13 protein-coding genes are annotated in these 13,750 nt (G+C 66.7%); 4 read left to right on the forward strand and 9 right to left on the reverse strand.

Annotated elements, in window-relative coordinates:
• Positions 1-21 precede the first annotated feature (21 nt).
• From murF to Q9293_RS10785, 8 genes are all read right to left on the reverse strand, one after another.
• Complete coding sequence (gene murF / locus Q9293_RS10750) at positions 22-1,371, reverse strand: UDP-N-acetylmuramoyl-tripeptide--D-alanyl-D-alanine ligase (RefSeq protein ID WP_306246299.1); 1,350 nt, start codon at positions 1,369-1,371, stop codon at positions 22-24.
• Positions 1,368-2,354, reverse strand: a complete 987-nt coding sequence (locus Q9293_RS10755) for an L-threonylcarbamoyladenylate synthase (RefSeq protein WP_306246301.1) — start codon at positions 2,352-2,354, stop codon at positions 1,368-1,370. The genes murF and Q9293_RS10755 overlap by 4 nt, the downstream gene beginning before the upstream one ends.
• Positions 2,351-3,808 (reverse strand): UDP-N-acetylmuramoyl-L-alanyl-D-glutamate--2,6-diaminopimelate ligase, encoded by a 1,458-nt coding sequence (locus Q9293_RS10760; protein ID WP_306246303.1) that lies wholly within the window; start codon positions 3,806-3,808, stop codon positions 2,351-2,353. Before Q9293_RS10760 ends, Q9293_RS10755 begins: the two co-directional genes overlap by 4 nt.
• Positions 3,805-5,946 carry a penicillin-binding transpeptidase domain-containing protein gene (locus tag Q9293_RS10765; protein WP_306246304.1) on the reverse strand — a complete coding sequence of 714 codons (2,142 nt, stop codon included), beginning with the start codon at positions 5,944-5,946 and terminating at the stop codon, positions 3,805-3,807. The genes Q9293_RS10760 and Q9293_RS10765 overlap by 4 nt, the downstream gene beginning before the upstream one ends.
• A 54-nt stretch (positions 5,947-6,000) precedes the next feature.
• The gene (locus Q9293_RS10770; protein WP_306246306.1) at positions 6,001-6,369 is read right to left on the reverse strand and encodes a hypothetical protein; all 369 of its coding nucleotides are present in this window, start codon (positions 6,367-6,369) and stop codon (positions 6,001-6,003) included.
• An 11-nt stretch (positions 6,370-6,380) separates the two neighbouring features.
• On the reverse strand, positions 6,381-7,340 hold the full coding sequence (gene rsmH / locus Q9293_RS10775) for a 16S rRNA (cytosine(1402)-N(4))-methyltransferase RsmH (RefSeq protein WP_306246308.1): 960 nt from the start codon (positions 7,338-7,340) through the stop codon (positions 6,381-6,383).
• Positions 7,340-7,825 carry a division/cell wall cluster transcriptional repressor MraZ gene (locus tag Q9293_RS10780; RefSeq protein ID WP_306246310.1) on the reverse strand — a complete coding sequence of 162 codons (486 nt, stop codon included), beginning with the start codon at positions 7,823-7,825 and terminating at the stop codon, positions 7,340-7,342. The genes rsmH and Q9293_RS10780 overlap by 1 nt, the downstream gene beginning before the upstream one ends.
• Positions 7,826-8,233: 408 nt before the next feature.
• Positions 8,234-10,303 carry a nucleoside-diphosphate sugar epimerase/dehydratase gene (locus Q9293_RS10785; RefSeq protein ID WP_306246312.1) on the reverse strand — a complete coding sequence of 690 codons (2,070 nt, stop codon included), beginning with the start codon at positions 10,301-10,303 and terminating at the stop codon, positions 8,234-8,236.
• A gap of 394 nt (positions 10,304-10,697) precedes the next feature.
• Here Q9293_RS10785 and Q9293_RS10790 point away from each other — a divergent pair, with 394 nt between their 5' ends.
• Positions 10,698-11,108, forward strand: coding sequence for a bacteriohemerythrin (locus Q9293_RS10790; protein WP_306246314.1), 411 nt, complete (start codon positions 10,698-10,700; stop codon positions 11,106-11,108).
• Positions 11,109-11,132: 24 nt separating this feature from the next.
• Here the strand turns inward: Q9293_RS10790 and Q9293_RS10795 are convergent, their stop codons facing one another.
• A complete protein-coding gene (locus Q9293_RS10795; protein ID WP_306246316.1) occupies positions 11,133-11,492 on the reverse strand; it encodes a histidine triad nucleotide-binding protein in 360 nt (119 codons plus the stop codon).
• A gap of 11 nt (positions 11,493-11,503) precedes the next feature.
• On the opposite strand from Q9293_RS10795, the gene Q9293_RS10800 reads away from it, so the two are divergent.
• The 3 genes from Q9293_RS10800 to radA are packed head-to-tail and all read left to right on the forward strand — an operon-like array spanning position 11,504 to position 13,735.
• The gene (locus Q9293_RS10800) at positions 11,504-11,959 is read left to right on the forward strand and encodes a tRNA (cytidine(34)-2'-O)-methyltransferase (protein ID WP_306246318.1); all 456 of its coding nucleotides are present in this window, start codon (positions 11,504-11,506) and stop codon (positions 11,957-11,959) included.
• Between the two features lie 13 nt (positions 11,960-11,972).
• Positions 11,973-12,371 carry a cobalamin B12-binding domain-containing protein gene (locus Q9293_RS10805; protein WP_306246320.1) on the forward strand — a complete coding sequence of 133 codons (399 nt, stop codon included), beginning with the start codon at positions 11,973-11,975 and terminating at the stop codon, positions 12,369-12,371.
• Complete coding sequence (radA, locus tag Q9293_RS10810) at positions 12,371-13,735, forward strand: DNA repair protein RadA (RefSeq protein ID WP_306246322.1); 1,365 nt, start codon at positions 12,371-12,373, stop codon at positions 13,733-13,735. The genes Q9293_RS10805 and radA overlap by 1 nt, the downstream gene beginning before the upstream one ends.
• Positions 13,736-13,750 lie beyond the last annotated feature (15 nt).

The raw sequence follows: 13,750 nt of genomic DNA on the forward strand, positions 1-13,750 counted from the left end.
CCAGGTGCGGTGTGCGGTGAGTCAGCGGGCGAGAAGCCATTCCACGGCGCGTTCGGCGCGCCAGAATCGGCTTCCCTTCACCAGGATACGGGCTCCGGGCGGAATTGCGGAGAGCCCAGCTGCATCGTCGCGCAGGGACTCGAAATCCGGAAAGGCCTGGGCCCGCTGGCCGAAGCCCTCCGCCAGCTCTTCAGCGAATTCTCCATAGACCCAGAGCCTCGATAAGCCGAGGACCTTGAGGGCCGCACCTGTCTCCCGGTGGAGGCGCGCGGCTTCGCTCCCCAGTTCCCGCATGGAGCCCAGCACGGCCACCGCCTCGCCGCCGGGCAGCTGCAGCAGGGCCCGGGCGCAGGCCAGAATCGAATCCACGCTGGCGTTGTAGGTTTCATCCAGGAGGCAGCCGCCCTTGGAAAGGTTGTGGAGGCGGCCTCGGCCCGGCTCTGGCGTCACGGTGCCCAGGCCCCGTGCCACCCGCTCTGCGTCAAAGCCCAACGCGATGGCCAGGGCAGCAGCCAGGGCCGCGTTGCGAATCTGATGTTCCCCGGGGAGCTGGAGGCGGATGGGCAGCGGGCCCGAAGGGGTTCGCAGGTGGAAGGCCCCGCCTGCCGCTCCCAGGGATTCGACCGCCTCCCAGCCAAAGGCCTGGCCCTCTCCCACGGGAAGGGCTCGCGCATGCTGGGCCCAGGGCTGTTCGGCGATCCAGCGGCACCAGGCATCCGTGGCCAGGTGGGCCCAGAGGCCACCCCGATTCAGGCCCGCCACCAGCTCACCCTTGGCCGCGGCGACACCCTCCTGCCCGTTGGCGAAGTTCTCGATGTGCGCCGTGCCCACCAAGGTGATCAAGCCCGCATCCAGCGGCGCGATTTCCGTGAGCCGTCGAATCTCCCCTGGCGTGCTCATGCCCATTTCCAGCACCGCGGCGCCAAGGCCCTCGGGCAGGGTGGCCAGGGCCTCGGGCAGGCCCAGCGTGTTGTTGCGGTTGCCCGGTGTTTGCCAGCCGCCCACGGCCGCGGCCAGCAACTCCTTGGTGCTGGTCTTCCCGACACTCCCCGTGACGCCGAACACCACCTTGGGCCGCACCGCCTCCAGGCGCGCCTGGCCCCAATGCTGCAGCGCGACCAGCGTGTCCGGCACCACCAGCTGCGGACATTCCAACGGCAGGGGATGGTCCACCAGCAGCGCGGCGGCGCCCTTCTCCACGGCCTGGGCGGCGAACTCATGGCCATCCCGCTCGGCCCGGAGGGCCACGAAACAGGCACCGGGAACGAGGGTCCGCGTGTCCAGCGAGAGCGCGCTGGGCATCACGGAACCCTCACCCAGGATCTCCCCCCCCAGATGGGAGGCGATCTGGAACAGAGACCACTGGCTCATGCCGACCCCTTTGCAGATGCCCGCCGCAACCGATCCCGGACCGCCATCCAGGCTTCGCCATCCGGGGGCTGCTCCACCAAGATACGGTCGAAGCCTTCGTCGTCCAGGTCGTGCAGCAACGCATACAGGCGTGTCCCCACCGCTTCGGCATCTAGGGGCAGGCTGATCCCCCGCACCCCTTCAGGCAGCAGGGGCAGCGCGCCGAAAGCCACGTAGGCTCTGCGACCTTCGGATACGAGGCAGCCCGTTCCTGGTTCCACCAGCTCCAGCCGCGCGCGGGGTGCGTAGTGGCGTTCCGCCATGCCCGGCGCCGCCTGCGCTTCCCCGGCCCTCACGGCGCCTTCCCAGATCTCCACCGGGCCGATGATGGCCTCGATGTCCGCTGGGGCGATGGGCCCCGGCCGCAGGATACGCGGGCGTTCTCTGCTCAGATCGAGGATGGTCGATTCCAGCCCCGCTTCGGTGGGGCCGCCGTCGAGGATCAGATCCACCACCTCGCCCAGGCTTGAAGCGACGTGTTCGGGGCGGGTGGGCGACAGGTGCTGGCTGCGGTTGGCGCTGGGCGCGGCCAGGGGACGGCCCACGGCGCGGATGAGGGCCAGGGCCAGGCGGTGGGATGGGCAGCGCAGCGCCACGCTGGGGCCCTGCGCCCGCACGATGGCCGGCACTAGCGCCGAGGCAGGCAGCACCAGGGTGAGCGGCCCGGGCCAGAAGCGCTCGGCCAACCGCTGGGCGACCTCGGGCCAGTGCGAAACGAGCACCTTCGCCGAGGCGATGCCCTCCACATGGAGGATCACCGGATTGGTGGCTGGGCGCCCCTTGGCCGCGTAGATCTTGGCCACAGCGTCGGCGTTCAGCCCGTCGGCCCCAAGCCCGTACACGGTCTCGGTGGGAAAGGCCACCAGCCCACCCGATGAGAGGATGGCTGCGGCTTCCCGCAGCACCGGCGAATCGGCCCCGGAGGCCCGGAGGATGCGGGTCACTGCGAGCTTCCCAGGGCGGCTTCCACCGCGGCGCGATCGCTGTAGGGATGCTTCACGCCGTGGATTTCCTGGTAGGGTTCATGCCCCTTCCCCGCCAGCAGCAGCAGGTCGCCGGGGCGGCAGTCCGCCAGGGCCTGGGCCACGGTGGCCCGCCGATCGGCGTGGCGGTGGTAGCGGGAAGCGTCGTTGCGGAGGGCCTCGGGAATGCCCGGCGCGGCGTCATCCAGGATGCGTTCAGGGTCTTCGCTGCGGGGATTGTCGCTGGTGTGCCAAAGCACGTCCGCCCCCGCGGCGACCGCGGCCGCCATGAGGGGGCGCTTGGCGCGGTCCCGGTCGCCACCGCAGCCGAAGAGCACGTGCAGACGCGCGCCCGGGGGCAGCAGTCGCCGCCCCTCGGCCAGCAGCTTTTCCAGGGCATCCGGCGTGTGGGCGTAATCCACCATGACTCCGAAAGGCTGGCCACAATCCACGCGCTCGAGGCGGCCTGGGGCGCCCGTCAGGTGGGCAACTGCAGGCAACAACTGGTTCAGGTCGAAACCCGCCTCCGCGCAGGCCGCGAGGGCAGCCAGCAGGTTGTAGGCATTGAAGCGGCCCAGCAGCGGGCTCTCCACCCGGAAATCGCCCTGCAGCCCCTGCAGGCGGAAGCAGGTGCCCGTGGGGCCCAGTTCCAATTCCGTGGCACGGTAATCCGCCTCGTGATCGATGGCGTAGCTCCAGCAGCGTCCGCCTTCCAGCAGACGGCGGCCATAGGCGTCATCGGCGTTCACCAGAAAGCGGCCGCATTGGTTCCTCAAGCTCGCCTTGGCCTGGAAATAGGCCTCCAGAGTGCCGTGGTAGTCCAGATGATCCTGGGTGAGGTTGGTGAACACCCCCACTTTGAACAGGGCGCCGTGGACTCGACCAAGACACAGCGCATGGCTGCTCACCTCCACCGCCGAGGCCGCATCGCCTGCTTCCACGCTGCGCCGCAGCCAGCGGTAGAAGGCCGGGCTTTCCGGCGTGGTGCGGACGGCCTCCTCTTCCTGATCGCCCGCGGCGTTGAGCACCGTGCCCACCAGCCCGCAGCCGATGCCTGCGCCCCGCAGGAGCTGGCGGATGAGGGTAGTGGTGGTGGTCTTGCCATTGGTGCCCGTCACGCCGATGAGCGCCAAATGCTCATCGGGCGTGCCGTGCAGCCGACGGGCCATCTCTGCCATGCGCAATCGGGGGTCGGCCAGGAAGGTGCAGGCGGCCACGGTATCGGGCACCTCCACAGGAGCTTCGCTCAGCACCGCGCTGGCGCCCAAGGCCAGCGCCTGGGGCACGAAGGCCGCACCATCCGCCTTTTCGCCCTTGAGGGCCAGGAAGGCCCAGCCCTGCCGGATGTCGCGGCTGTCGCTGCTGAGATCCACCACCTCCACATCCGGCCCGGACTGCCGCGTGGCGATGCCATCGATGAGGGTGTCGAGGTTCATGGGTTGCCCGCCTTGATCTTCACCACGGTGCCCGGCTCCAGCGGAGCGCCCGGATCGGGGCTCTGACTGAGAACGCGGGTGGCCGTGCTGCCCGGAGCCGCTTCGATCCGCGGTGTGCCGCCCACCAGCACCACGCGGTGGATGGCCGCCTTGAGGCTGAGACCCTTGAGATCAGGCACCCGGCCGCGTTCCACGTGCACGGTGGCCTCATCGGTTTCACTCACGGGCCAGTCCCGCAGGGAGAGCTTCAGATCGGCCTCGCGATCAGGATCCGGCGAGGTCTCGCGGAAGCGCAGGATGTTGTCGCCGATGCGCTTGAAGAGAGGGGCCGCCACATCACCACCCGTGGTGTCACCGGCAGGATCGTCCAGCATGACCATCACGCCGTACTGGGGCTTGTCCGCGGGAAAGAACCCCATGAAGGACGCGAAGTGACGCCGGGGATCGTACTTGCCATCGATGAGCTTGCGGCTGGTGCCGGTTTTGCCGAAGGCCACCACGCCGTTATCCAACTGAGCCCGCTTGCCCGTGCCGCGGGTGAGGACGCCTTTCAGGGCCTCCTTCATGAGGTTCGCGGTCTCCTCACTCAGCACCTGGCCCCGCACCGTGGGTTTGAATTCCTTCAGCAGCAGACCCTTGTCGTTGTAGATGCGCTGCACCAGGATGGGCTGCATGAGCTTGCCGCCGTTGGCCAGGGCGCAGCCCGCCATGAGGATCTGCAAAGGGGTGGTGTTCAGTCCGTAGCCGTAGGAGAAGGTGTACTGGGTGGGCACGCTCCAGCGGTCCGGCGCGATCATGCGGCCGGCGCTTTCCCCAGGGAAGTTCAGGCCGGTCGCATCGCCGAAGCCGAACTTGCGCAAGTACGAGTAGTGGACGGCCGGATCAAGACGGATGCCCATCTTGGCCGCGCCCACGTTGGAGCTCTGCCAGAGCACCTCTTCAAAGGACAGGACGCCATGGTGGTGCGTGTCCGTGATGGGCGGCGCCTTCGTGCTGTACTGCCAGCGTCCGCCCATGCAGTCGATGCCTTCGCCCAGGTGCACCTTGCGCTCTTCCAGCGCGATGGCCGCGGTGAAGATCTTCATGGTGGAGCCGGGTTCGTACACATCCTCGATGGGATGCACCTTGCGGGCGGCCTTCTGCCGTTCCAACTCGCGGCGCAGTTCGTCCCGCTCGGCGGCGCTCAGTTCGGATTCGCCGCGGTTGCGGAATTTCTTCGGCAGGATGTGGTTGGGATCGAAGGTGGGCGTACCTGCGATGGCCAGGATCTCCCCGGTCTGGGGATCCACCACCACCGCGTAGGCCGTGGCGGGCCGCGACACCCGCACGCCCTCTTCCAGCGCGTTCTCCACGATGTGCTGGATGGAAGCATCCAGGCTCAATTGCAGCGAGGCGCCATTCACGGGGATCTGGCTGTAGTTCTCCTGAAGAATGAGCAGCTTCCCGTGGGCATCACGGGGCGCGATGAGCTCGCCCTTCACGCCGGAGAGCTGCTTGTCGTAGGTCTGCTCGATGCCCAGCTGGCCGATGCCGTCGATGTTGGTGAAGCCCAGGATCTGCGCCGCCAGGCTGCCACGCGGGTAGAAGCGCTGGCTCTCGGGCTGGAACTCGATGCCATCCAGATCAAGGGCGCGGATGGCGGCTACTTTCACCGGCGGCAAGTGCCGCTCCAGGTAGACGAACGTTTTCTTGCGCAGGAGCTTCTCCAGCACCTGGGCCTTGGTTTGCTCCAGGATGGGCGCCAGCTTGGTGGCCATCTCAGAAGCGGCCTTTCGATCCGGATTGCCCCAGTGGCGCTCCTCGCCCTTGCCCGCCTTGAAATCCGGGTAGAACACGCGGGGATCGACGAAGAGGCTTTCCACCTTGATGGAGATGGCCAAGGGCTCACCGCGCCGGTCCCGCAGCTCCCCGCGGATGGGCGGCACGGGCACGATGGTGGTGTGCTGCTGGTCCGCCTTGGCCTGGTAGCGCTTGTGCTCCACACCCTGCAGCCAGATGAGCCTCAGCAGAATGAGCAGGGCCCAGAGCGCCATGCCGCCCATGATCCACGGCATCCGCCGGGGCAGCAGGTCCTGGGGGTCCTGCCGCCCCAGCAGGCGCCGGGAGGCATGGGATTCAGTGGCGAAGCGGAGGGACACAGGCGGGAACCAGAGAAACGTGGGAACGTGGGGCCATCAGGGCCCGTCACTAGCCTACAGCCCCTCAGAAGAGACCGGGCGGAGCTTGGCCAGGCGCTGATCCTCGGGCGTGAAGGCCCGCTGGATCATGTGCCCCTGCTTGCGGGGCTGCAGTCCCGCCTGCTGGGCGTAAACCTGCACCTCTTCGTCGCGCTGGTAGCGGCTCCGCTCGAGCATCAACTTGCGCTGCAGCTCCTCTTCCTTGTGGATGCGCTCCTTGATCTCTCCCATGGCGTAGCTGAGGCGGGTGCTCTGGATCTTCAGGTAGGCCAAGGTGCCCAGGGGCATGGCCAGGGCCAGCACCAGCAGGAGCGTGCGCAGGATGCCCTCGCTCTCCACCGTGCGGGTGGGTGCGGCAGAGCTGGACAGGTTGCCGACGTTCATGGGGACCTCGTTCAAGCGATCCGCTCCGCCACGCGCAGGCGGGCGGACCGGGAGGGGGGATTCGCGGCGGCTTCGGCCTCGCTGGGCGCGATGCCACCGGCATGGATGAGTTTCAGAACCTTGGGAAGTTCGATGGGAGCGGTGCGTCCCGGGCCGTCATAGATGCCCGCCAGGCGGCGGAGGGTCTGCTTGACGATGCGGTCCTCCAGGCTGTGGAAGCTGATGACCGCCAGGCGCCCCCCCACCCGCAGGTGGGAAACCGCCGCCTCAAGAGATGCGGCCAGACGATCCAGCTCGCCGTTCACGGCGATGCGGATGCCCTGGAAGGTGCGGGTGGCCGGATCACTGTGGCCTTTGCGCTTGGCGGGCTCGCGGGGGATGACGGTGTAGACGGCCTTGGCCAGATCGTGGGTGGTTTCCAGGCGCCCCTCATGCAGCGCCCGCAGGATGGCGCGGGCGATGGGACGGCTGGCCCGCTCCTCGCCGTACTGGTAGATGGCATCCGCCAGGCTTTCGTCCGTCTGCTCGGCGATCCAGGCCCGGGCGGAAAGACCATGCTCCTGGTCCATGCGCATGTCCAAGGGCCCCTCATCCCGGAAACTGAAGCCCCGTTCGGGGCTTCGGAGCTGAAGGGTGGACACGCCCAAGTCGGCCAGGATGGCGTCGAAGCCATCGGGGGCTTGCGCGGCCTTCCAGGCCTGGAAGTGGCTGTCTTCCCAGAGATCTTCGTAGGCACTGGCCAGCAGGCTGAGCCGACCATCGGAACCCAGCCGCTTGGTGGCCAGGGCACGGGCCTCGGGGTCGCGGTCCACTCCCAGGTAGCGGGAGGCTGCATCGGCCTTGGCCAACAGCGCCTCGGCGTGGCCGCCCAATCCCAGGGTGAGGTCGAGGATCCGCGCAGCAGGGGGCAGCACCAGGTGGTCGAGCACCTCCTGAAGCAGCACAGGGACATGAATGGGGGTCGTCATCATCAGATCCCCAGGTCCGCGAGCTGCGCCAGATCCTCGGCGTTGAGGGGCTCGGCCGCCAGGCGGCGCTCGAAGCCGGCCTTGTTCCACAGGGCCAGATGATCCATCTGCCCCAGCACCGCGACTTCGCCCATGAGCTGGGCGGCCTCGCGAAGGATGGGCGGAATGACGAAGCGGCCCTGGGCGTCGGGCTCTACCTCGCTGCCGAAGTAGGCGGTGGTCTCCAGGAACTTGCGCTTGGCGGGGCTGGTGGAAGGCAGGGCGGCGAGGCGGGCTTCGATGGCCTCCCAGACCGGCAGGGGATAGAGGCGGGCCGAACGGCCATCCAGCGAGGTCAGGTAGTGCCGCAGGGACCCGGCGCCTTCGCGCAAAGCTCCGCTCCCTTCGCCCTGGGCGAAGGCCTCCAACTCGGCCTTGAAAGAAGAGGGCAACTTGAGGCGGCCCTTCTCATCCACTGTGGCCGGTGAGTTTCCGCGAAGTCGCAGCACCGGTAACGCCTTTCAACCATCTGCCCAATCGAGAGCTTTGAACCGGAGTGAGACCACTTTGATCCACTTCAGACCATTTTTCTCCACTGAGAACCACTTCAAAGTCTATAAACACCAAGAAAGTCAACAAGTGGAAATAAAAACGAAAGAGCCCTTGCACCCCCTCTGGTCAAAAGGGGATGCAAGGGCCCGTTAATGCTGGCTCTATCAGGAATACGGGGCGGAATCAGGGCGAAAATAGGGCGAGTGCGGCCCGATTTCGCCCAACCAGAGGCGCGGCTTGCGGTTCTAGGTGGAGGCCTTGGAACCCGCCCGGACCTGCGGCCGATGACCGCAGCGGTCACCCTGGTTTCCCGCCGCTTGCAGCGGATCTATCCCAACACCGGAAGGCGAAGCCTCAGGCTTTGCTCAAGCGTCGTGCTCGTCAGGGGTCGCCCATGGCTCCAGCGAATAGATGGAGCGGCTGGCCGTATCGTCCTTGATCTGGATCCTGGCCTTGTTGGCCACCAGCCAGGGCGCGGTGGCGTCCTTGCTGGGCGGGTTCTTCCGGCGGCATTCCTCAGGGGGAACAGAACTGTTCACCTTCCGGCGGTTCCATGCATGGCCGCCATAGCGCCCCACGCCGAGCAGGGAGGGCGTGTAGGTGGGCACCATCCACTTGAGCAGACGGACGATCTCGGGCTGACGCTGCCGGAAGGGCAGTGTGATGGCCTTCCGGAAAGCCTCCATGCCTTCCTGCAGCTTGTCGGGTGGAATGCCGTGCGGGTTGGTCTCGAAAACCTTGGCGTGCAGGGTCGTGCTGGACCGCTCCGAATCCAGAAAGAGCTCCTCGTGAAGCTTCTCTCCGGGCCGGAGCCCTGTGTAGCGAATCTCGATGTCCCGGCCGGGCGTGAGGCCAGATAGCTTGACCATGTCCGCGGCCAGATCCGCGATCTTCACGGGTTCACCCATGTCGAGGACATAGACCTTGCCCGTGCCGCCCAGCAGACCCGCCTGGAGGACCAGCTGGCTGGCTTCGGGGATGGTCATGAAATAGCGGGTCATCTCCGGGTGGGTGACGGTGATGGGGCCGCCGCGCTCGATCTGCTCCACGAAGATGGGCACCACGCTGCCCCGGCTGCCCAGCACGTTGCCGAAGCGCACGCTGACAAAGCTCTTGCCGGGCTGGGCCTTCTTGGAGGCCTCCAACACAATGCATTCCGCGATGCGCTTGGAGGCGCCCAGCACATTGGTGGGGTTCACAGCCTTGTCCGTGGAGATGCTGACCAGGCTCCGCACACCGGATTCCAGGGCCGCCTCCACCACGTTCTTGGTGCCAAAAATGTTGTTGAGCACCGCCTCGGCCGGATGGGTTTCGAGGAAAGGCACATGTTTGTGGGCGGCGGCGTGGAGCACGATGTCCGGCCGGTAGATCTGGAAGAGCTCCCGCAGGCCCGAGCGCTTCCGGATGTCCATGAGTTCGAGGGAATAGGGCTGGGTCGGGAAGAGCCGCTGGATTTCCTGCTGGATCATCCACAGGCTGTTTTCGCCCCGGCCCAGCAGGACCAGGTGCTTGGGTTTGAAGTTGCAAATCTGCCGGGCCAGTTCGCTGCCAATGGAGCCGCCTGCCCCGGTGATGAGCACCACCGAGCCTTCCACCGCCTGAAGCATGGCCGAGTGGTTGAGGCGCACCGGGTCGCGGCGGAGCACATCCTCGATGGAGACATCGCGGATGACCGGCTTCCAGACTTGGGTTCCCAGCAGGTTGTAGAGGCCCGGCACCGTCTTGATCTGGACCCGCAGGCCCTGGAGCGCCGCGTTCAACTTGCGAACCACCAGGCCCGAGGCGCTGGGAATGGCCAGCACCGCATGGGTCACGTTGTGCTTACGCACGATGGCTTCCAGGCGGTCACTTCCCCCCAGAACCCGGACACCATGGGCCCGGTCGCCATGGATGGTCGCATCGTCATCCACGAACCCGATGACGTCGTAGCCCAACTCGGGATGGCGCTCCAGTTCCTGCAGCACCAGCGCACCGGCCTTCCCTGCGCCCACGATGAGGGTCCGGTTCCTGCGCTGCTCCGCGGGTGCCGGGATGGCGGCCGGTTGGGCATGGGTCTCCCGCCACCAACGGCAGCCGATGCGGAGGGCGCCCCAGAAAACCCCCGTCAGGATGGCCGCCCCGAAGGCGATGTTCGGCATCAGCGGATAGAGGCTGAGGGGCCCGGCCATCACCTTCATCACCAGGGAGACGGCGGCAAGAGCCAGGGTCGCCGCCGCCAGGCGCAGCGCGTCGCGCATGTCGGTCAGTCTGTAGACATGGCGGGTCAACTGGAACAGTCCGCCCACGGCCAGGGCCGTCAGGGCCCACAGGATCATCCGCTTGAGGGACCAGTTGGAACCGGCCACCAGGGATTCCATGATCACCCAGGCCATGGCAGCCAAGAATCCATCCATTACCTGCTTTCCAGCCTGGCGCAGGATGGGACTCACAAACATGGGGGCGACCTGATTCACTGCGGGTTTTGACGGGACTTCCATTGCCTGTTTCCTAAGGATAGAGGCCCTGACCATCACGAGCCGGAATCTATGCGTTGGCTGCCCATGAAGTGGAAAAAGCCATGCCGAGCAGCAGCCGCTATCACTCTGACACAAGTCGCGAAGTTCTGGCCCCGAAAGCACCTGGAACCAGGAGAAAAGACGCAGATCCCCACCCATGAAGCGGTCCCTCCCCAGAGAGAGATGAGGGGGCCTGATATGAAGGCAGAGTCCGGCCAGGACTGGCTTTATTAATTAATTACAAGCTGATCCTTAAACTTCAGCCCCCCGGCCAACTTGGCGATGAGGGTGGTAATGGCTCGGGGAGCCCGAGCTTTGAAAAGGAGTTGGCGCAATGGCCTACATGCATTGGCGGGCGGAACTGGAAGTCGGCCACGGACAGATTGATCGCGAGCACCAATCCCTGGTGGAAGTGCTCAACCGCCTGCATGCCGCCATGAAGCAAGGCAAGGGCAGAGAAGAGATTGAGAAGGTGCTGGTGTTCCTCAAGGACTACACCGTGGGCCACTTCAGAGCCGAGGAGGCCCTGATGATGACCCACGCCTACCCCGAGGCGGCGGCACACATCGCCATTCATGCCGACCTGATCAGACAGGTGAAGGACCTCATCGCCGATCACCAATCCGGGAAGGCCCTGCTCACCGCCTCCGTGCTGGAATTCCTGGAGGATTGGCTGGTCAAACACATCATGGGCGAAGATAAGGCCTTCGGCGCCTTCTTGAAGAGCAAGGGCATCACGGCCTGACCGCAGCCGTGCACACCAGCCGGTCTACTGGCAGAGCCGCCCGCCCAGGGCTTTGCCCCCCAGCAGGTGGAAATGCAAGTGGAAGACCGTCTGGCCTGAGTCGGGGCCGCAATTGTTGAGCAGGCGCCAGCCTCCGGTCATGACGCCGAGATCCCTGGCCAGCTGAGCCGCCACCTGGGGAATGCGCGCCGCCGCGGCGGCCGTTTCGGTCGTCAGATCCCCCAACCCCTCGCAATGGGCCTTGGGAATGATCAGCACATGGACCGGCGCCTGCGGGAAGATGTCCTTGAAGGCGAGCAGGGTATCGTCTTCATACACCAGGGCCGCGGGAATCTCCTTCCGCGCGATCTTGCAGAACAGGCACTCGCTCGCAGGGGCATTCATCAGGACCTCCGATGTTCCACATCATCTTGCACCAGCCTGAGATTCCGCAAAACACCGGCAGCATCGGCCGCCTCTGTGTGAACAACGGCGCCAAGCTGCACCTGGTCCACCCCCTGGGTTTCGAGACCACGGACTACTACCTGCGGCGTGCGGGCCTCGACTACTGGGAGAAGCTCGACCCCACCCACTACACCGACTGGAACGATTTCCTCGCCCGCAATCCCGCCCAGCGGCTGTGGTTCTTCACCACCAAGGGCGCCCGGCGCCACACGCAGGTGCCCTGGGCCTACGGCGATGGCCTGGTCTTCGGCAAGGAGACCATGGGCCTGCCTGAAGACATCCTGGCCGCCCACGCAGACAACCTGGTGCGCATCCCCATGCTGGGCGATCACCACCGCAGCCTCAATCAAGCCCAGGCCGCAGCCATTGGCCTTTATGAGGCCCTGAGGCAGACTGAGAACTGGTAACCCGGAGTTTCCCATGAGCCCAGCGCCCATCCGCGTCGTCATCGCCAAGCCCGGCCTGGACGGCCACGACCGCGGCGCCAAGGTGGTGGCCCGGGCCCTGCGGGACGCCGGCATGGAAGTGATCTACACCGGCCTGCGTCAGACGCCCGCCCAGATCGTGGCGGCGGTGGTGCAGGAGGATGCCCGGGTGCTCGGCCTCAGCATCCTCAGCGGCGCCCACAACCAGATCTTCCCGGAAGTGCTGCGCCTCCTCAAGGCGCAGGGCGCGGACGATGTGCTGGTCTTCGCCGGTGGCATCATCCCCAATGACGACGTGCCCGGCCTCAAGGCCCAGGGCATCCGTGAGATCTTCCAGCCCGGCACCAACACCGATGACATCGTGGCCTTCATCCGCAAGGAAGTCGAAGCCTGATGGCCAAGCTTAGCCCCCATTTTGAATGCACCGCCTGCGGCGCCCGCCATCCCAAGGCCATGGGCAAGTGCACCGCCTGCGGCGCGTGGGAGACCGTGCAGGAAGTCCGCGGCGCCCTGAAGCGGGATCTGCAACGGGCCGGTTCCGCCTACGCGCAGAGCCACTACGCAGGACCTGTGGCCCTGCCCGATGTGGATGTGCGCGATACGGAACGCACCGCCACCGGCCTGCTGGAACTGGATCGTGTGCTGGGCGGCGGCGTGGTGCCCGGCATGGTGGCCCTGCTGGGCGGCGAGCCGGGCATCGGCAAGTCCACCCTGCTGCTGCAGTGGGCCGCCACCACTTCAGGCACCGTGCTCTACGCCAGCGGCGAGGAGAGTGAGCGGCAGATCAAGCTGCGCGCCCAGCGCCTGGGCGCCGAGAACCCGGGCATCCACCTCCTGGCGGAGACGGATGTTCGCCGCATCCTCGAAGAGGCCGAGCGCATGAAGCCCAGCCTGCTGCTGGTGGACAGCATCCAGACCCTCTTCGATCCCGAATTCGAAAGCAGCGCCGGCAGTGTGAGCCAGGTGCGTGGCTGCGCGGCCCTGCTCACCCGCTGGGCCAAGGCCACAGGCACCCCCCTGGTGCTGGTGGGCCACGTCACCAAGGACGGCAGCCTCGCCGGTCCCAAGGTGCTGGAACACCTGGTGGACACGGTGCTCGCCTTCGAGGGCGACCGGCACCACCACCACCGCCTGCTGCGGGCCCTGAAGAACCGCTTCGGCGCTGCGTTTGAATTGGGCGTGTTCGCCATGACCGAAAAGGGCCTGGTGCCCGCCGAGGGCAATCCCTTCTTCCTGGATGCCGAGCCAAGGCCCGGCTGCGCAGCCACCGTGGTGCTCAGCGGCACCCGACCCATGGTGGTGGAGATCCAGGCCCTGGTGGCGGCCGCTGGCCTCGGCATCCCCCGCCGTACGGCCCTGGGCATTGATGGACAACGGCTGTCCATGCTCTGTGCCGTGGCCGAGCGCCGTGGCGGTGTGCAGCTCCATGACCGCGACGTCTACGTGAACGTAGCTGGTGGACTCGAAATCGAAGATCCCGCCGCCGATCTGGCCGTCATCGCCGCGCTCTGCAGCAGCGCCGGGGGCCGTCTGCTGGCGGACAAATGCCTCTTCATGGGCGAAGTCGGTCTGACCGGTGAAGTGCGCCCCGTGGCCCAGCTGCCCCTGCGCCTGCAGGAGGGTGCGCGCCTGGGCTTCGCCGCCGCCGCCGTGCCCCGCCTGGGCCTGGAGGGCAAGAGCCCCCTCGAACTTTATGCCGAAACCAGCGTCGAGCGGCTGCGGAGCAAGGCCTGGCTCAAGGGTGTGGTGGAAGAGTAGGTCGAGGATTCCCGG

The organism is Geothrix sp. PMB-07, from assembly GCF_030758935.1.
In the GTDB taxonomy this organism is placed as follows: Bacteria; Acidobacteriota; Holophagae; order Holophagales; family Holophagaceae; genus Geothrix.

Excerpts from the sequence above, each read along its gene's own strand:
- murF (WP_306246299.1), bottom strand. The coding sequence starts at position 1,371 with ATGAGCCAGTGGTCTCTGTTCCAGATCGCCTCCCATCTGGGGGGGGAG.
- Q9293_RS10760 (WP_306246303.1), bottom strand. The coding sequence starts at position 3,808 with ATGAACCTCGACACCCTCATCGATGGCATCGCCACGCGGCAGTCCGGG.
- Q9293_RS10770 (WP_306246306.1), bottom strand. The coding sequence starts at position 6,369 with ATGAACGTCGGCAACCTGTCCAGCTCTGCCGCACCCACCCGCACGGTG.
- rsmH (WP_306246308.1), bottom strand. The coding sequence starts at position 7,340 with ATGATGACGACCCCCATTCATGTCCCTGTGCTGCTTCAGGAGGTGCTC.
- Q9293_RS10785 (WP_306246312.1), bottom strand. The coding sequence starts at position 10,303 with ATGTTTGTGAGTCCCATCCTGCGCCAGGCTGGAAAGCAGGTAATGGAT.
- Q9293_RS10790 (WP_306246314.1), top strand. The coding sequence starts at position 10,698 with ATGGCCTACATGCATTGGCGGGCGGAACTGGAAGTCGGCCACGGACAG.
- Q9293_RS10795 (WP_306246316.1), bottom strand. The coding sequence starts at position 11,492 with ATGAATGCCCCTGCGAGCGAGTGCCTGTTCTGCAAGATCGCGCGGAAG.
- Q9293_RS10800 (WP_306246318.1), top strand. The coding sequence starts at position 11,504 with ATGTTCCACATCATCTTGCACCAGCCTGAGATTCCGCAAAACACCGGC.
- Q9293_RS10805 (WP_306246320.1), top strand. The coding sequence starts at position 11,973 with ATGAGCCCAGCGCCCATCCGCGTCGTCATCGCCAAGCCCGGCCTGGAC.
- radA (WP_306246322.1), top strand. The coding sequence starts at position 12,371 with ATGGCCAAGCTTAGCCCCCATTTTGAATGCACCGCCTGCGGCGCCCGC.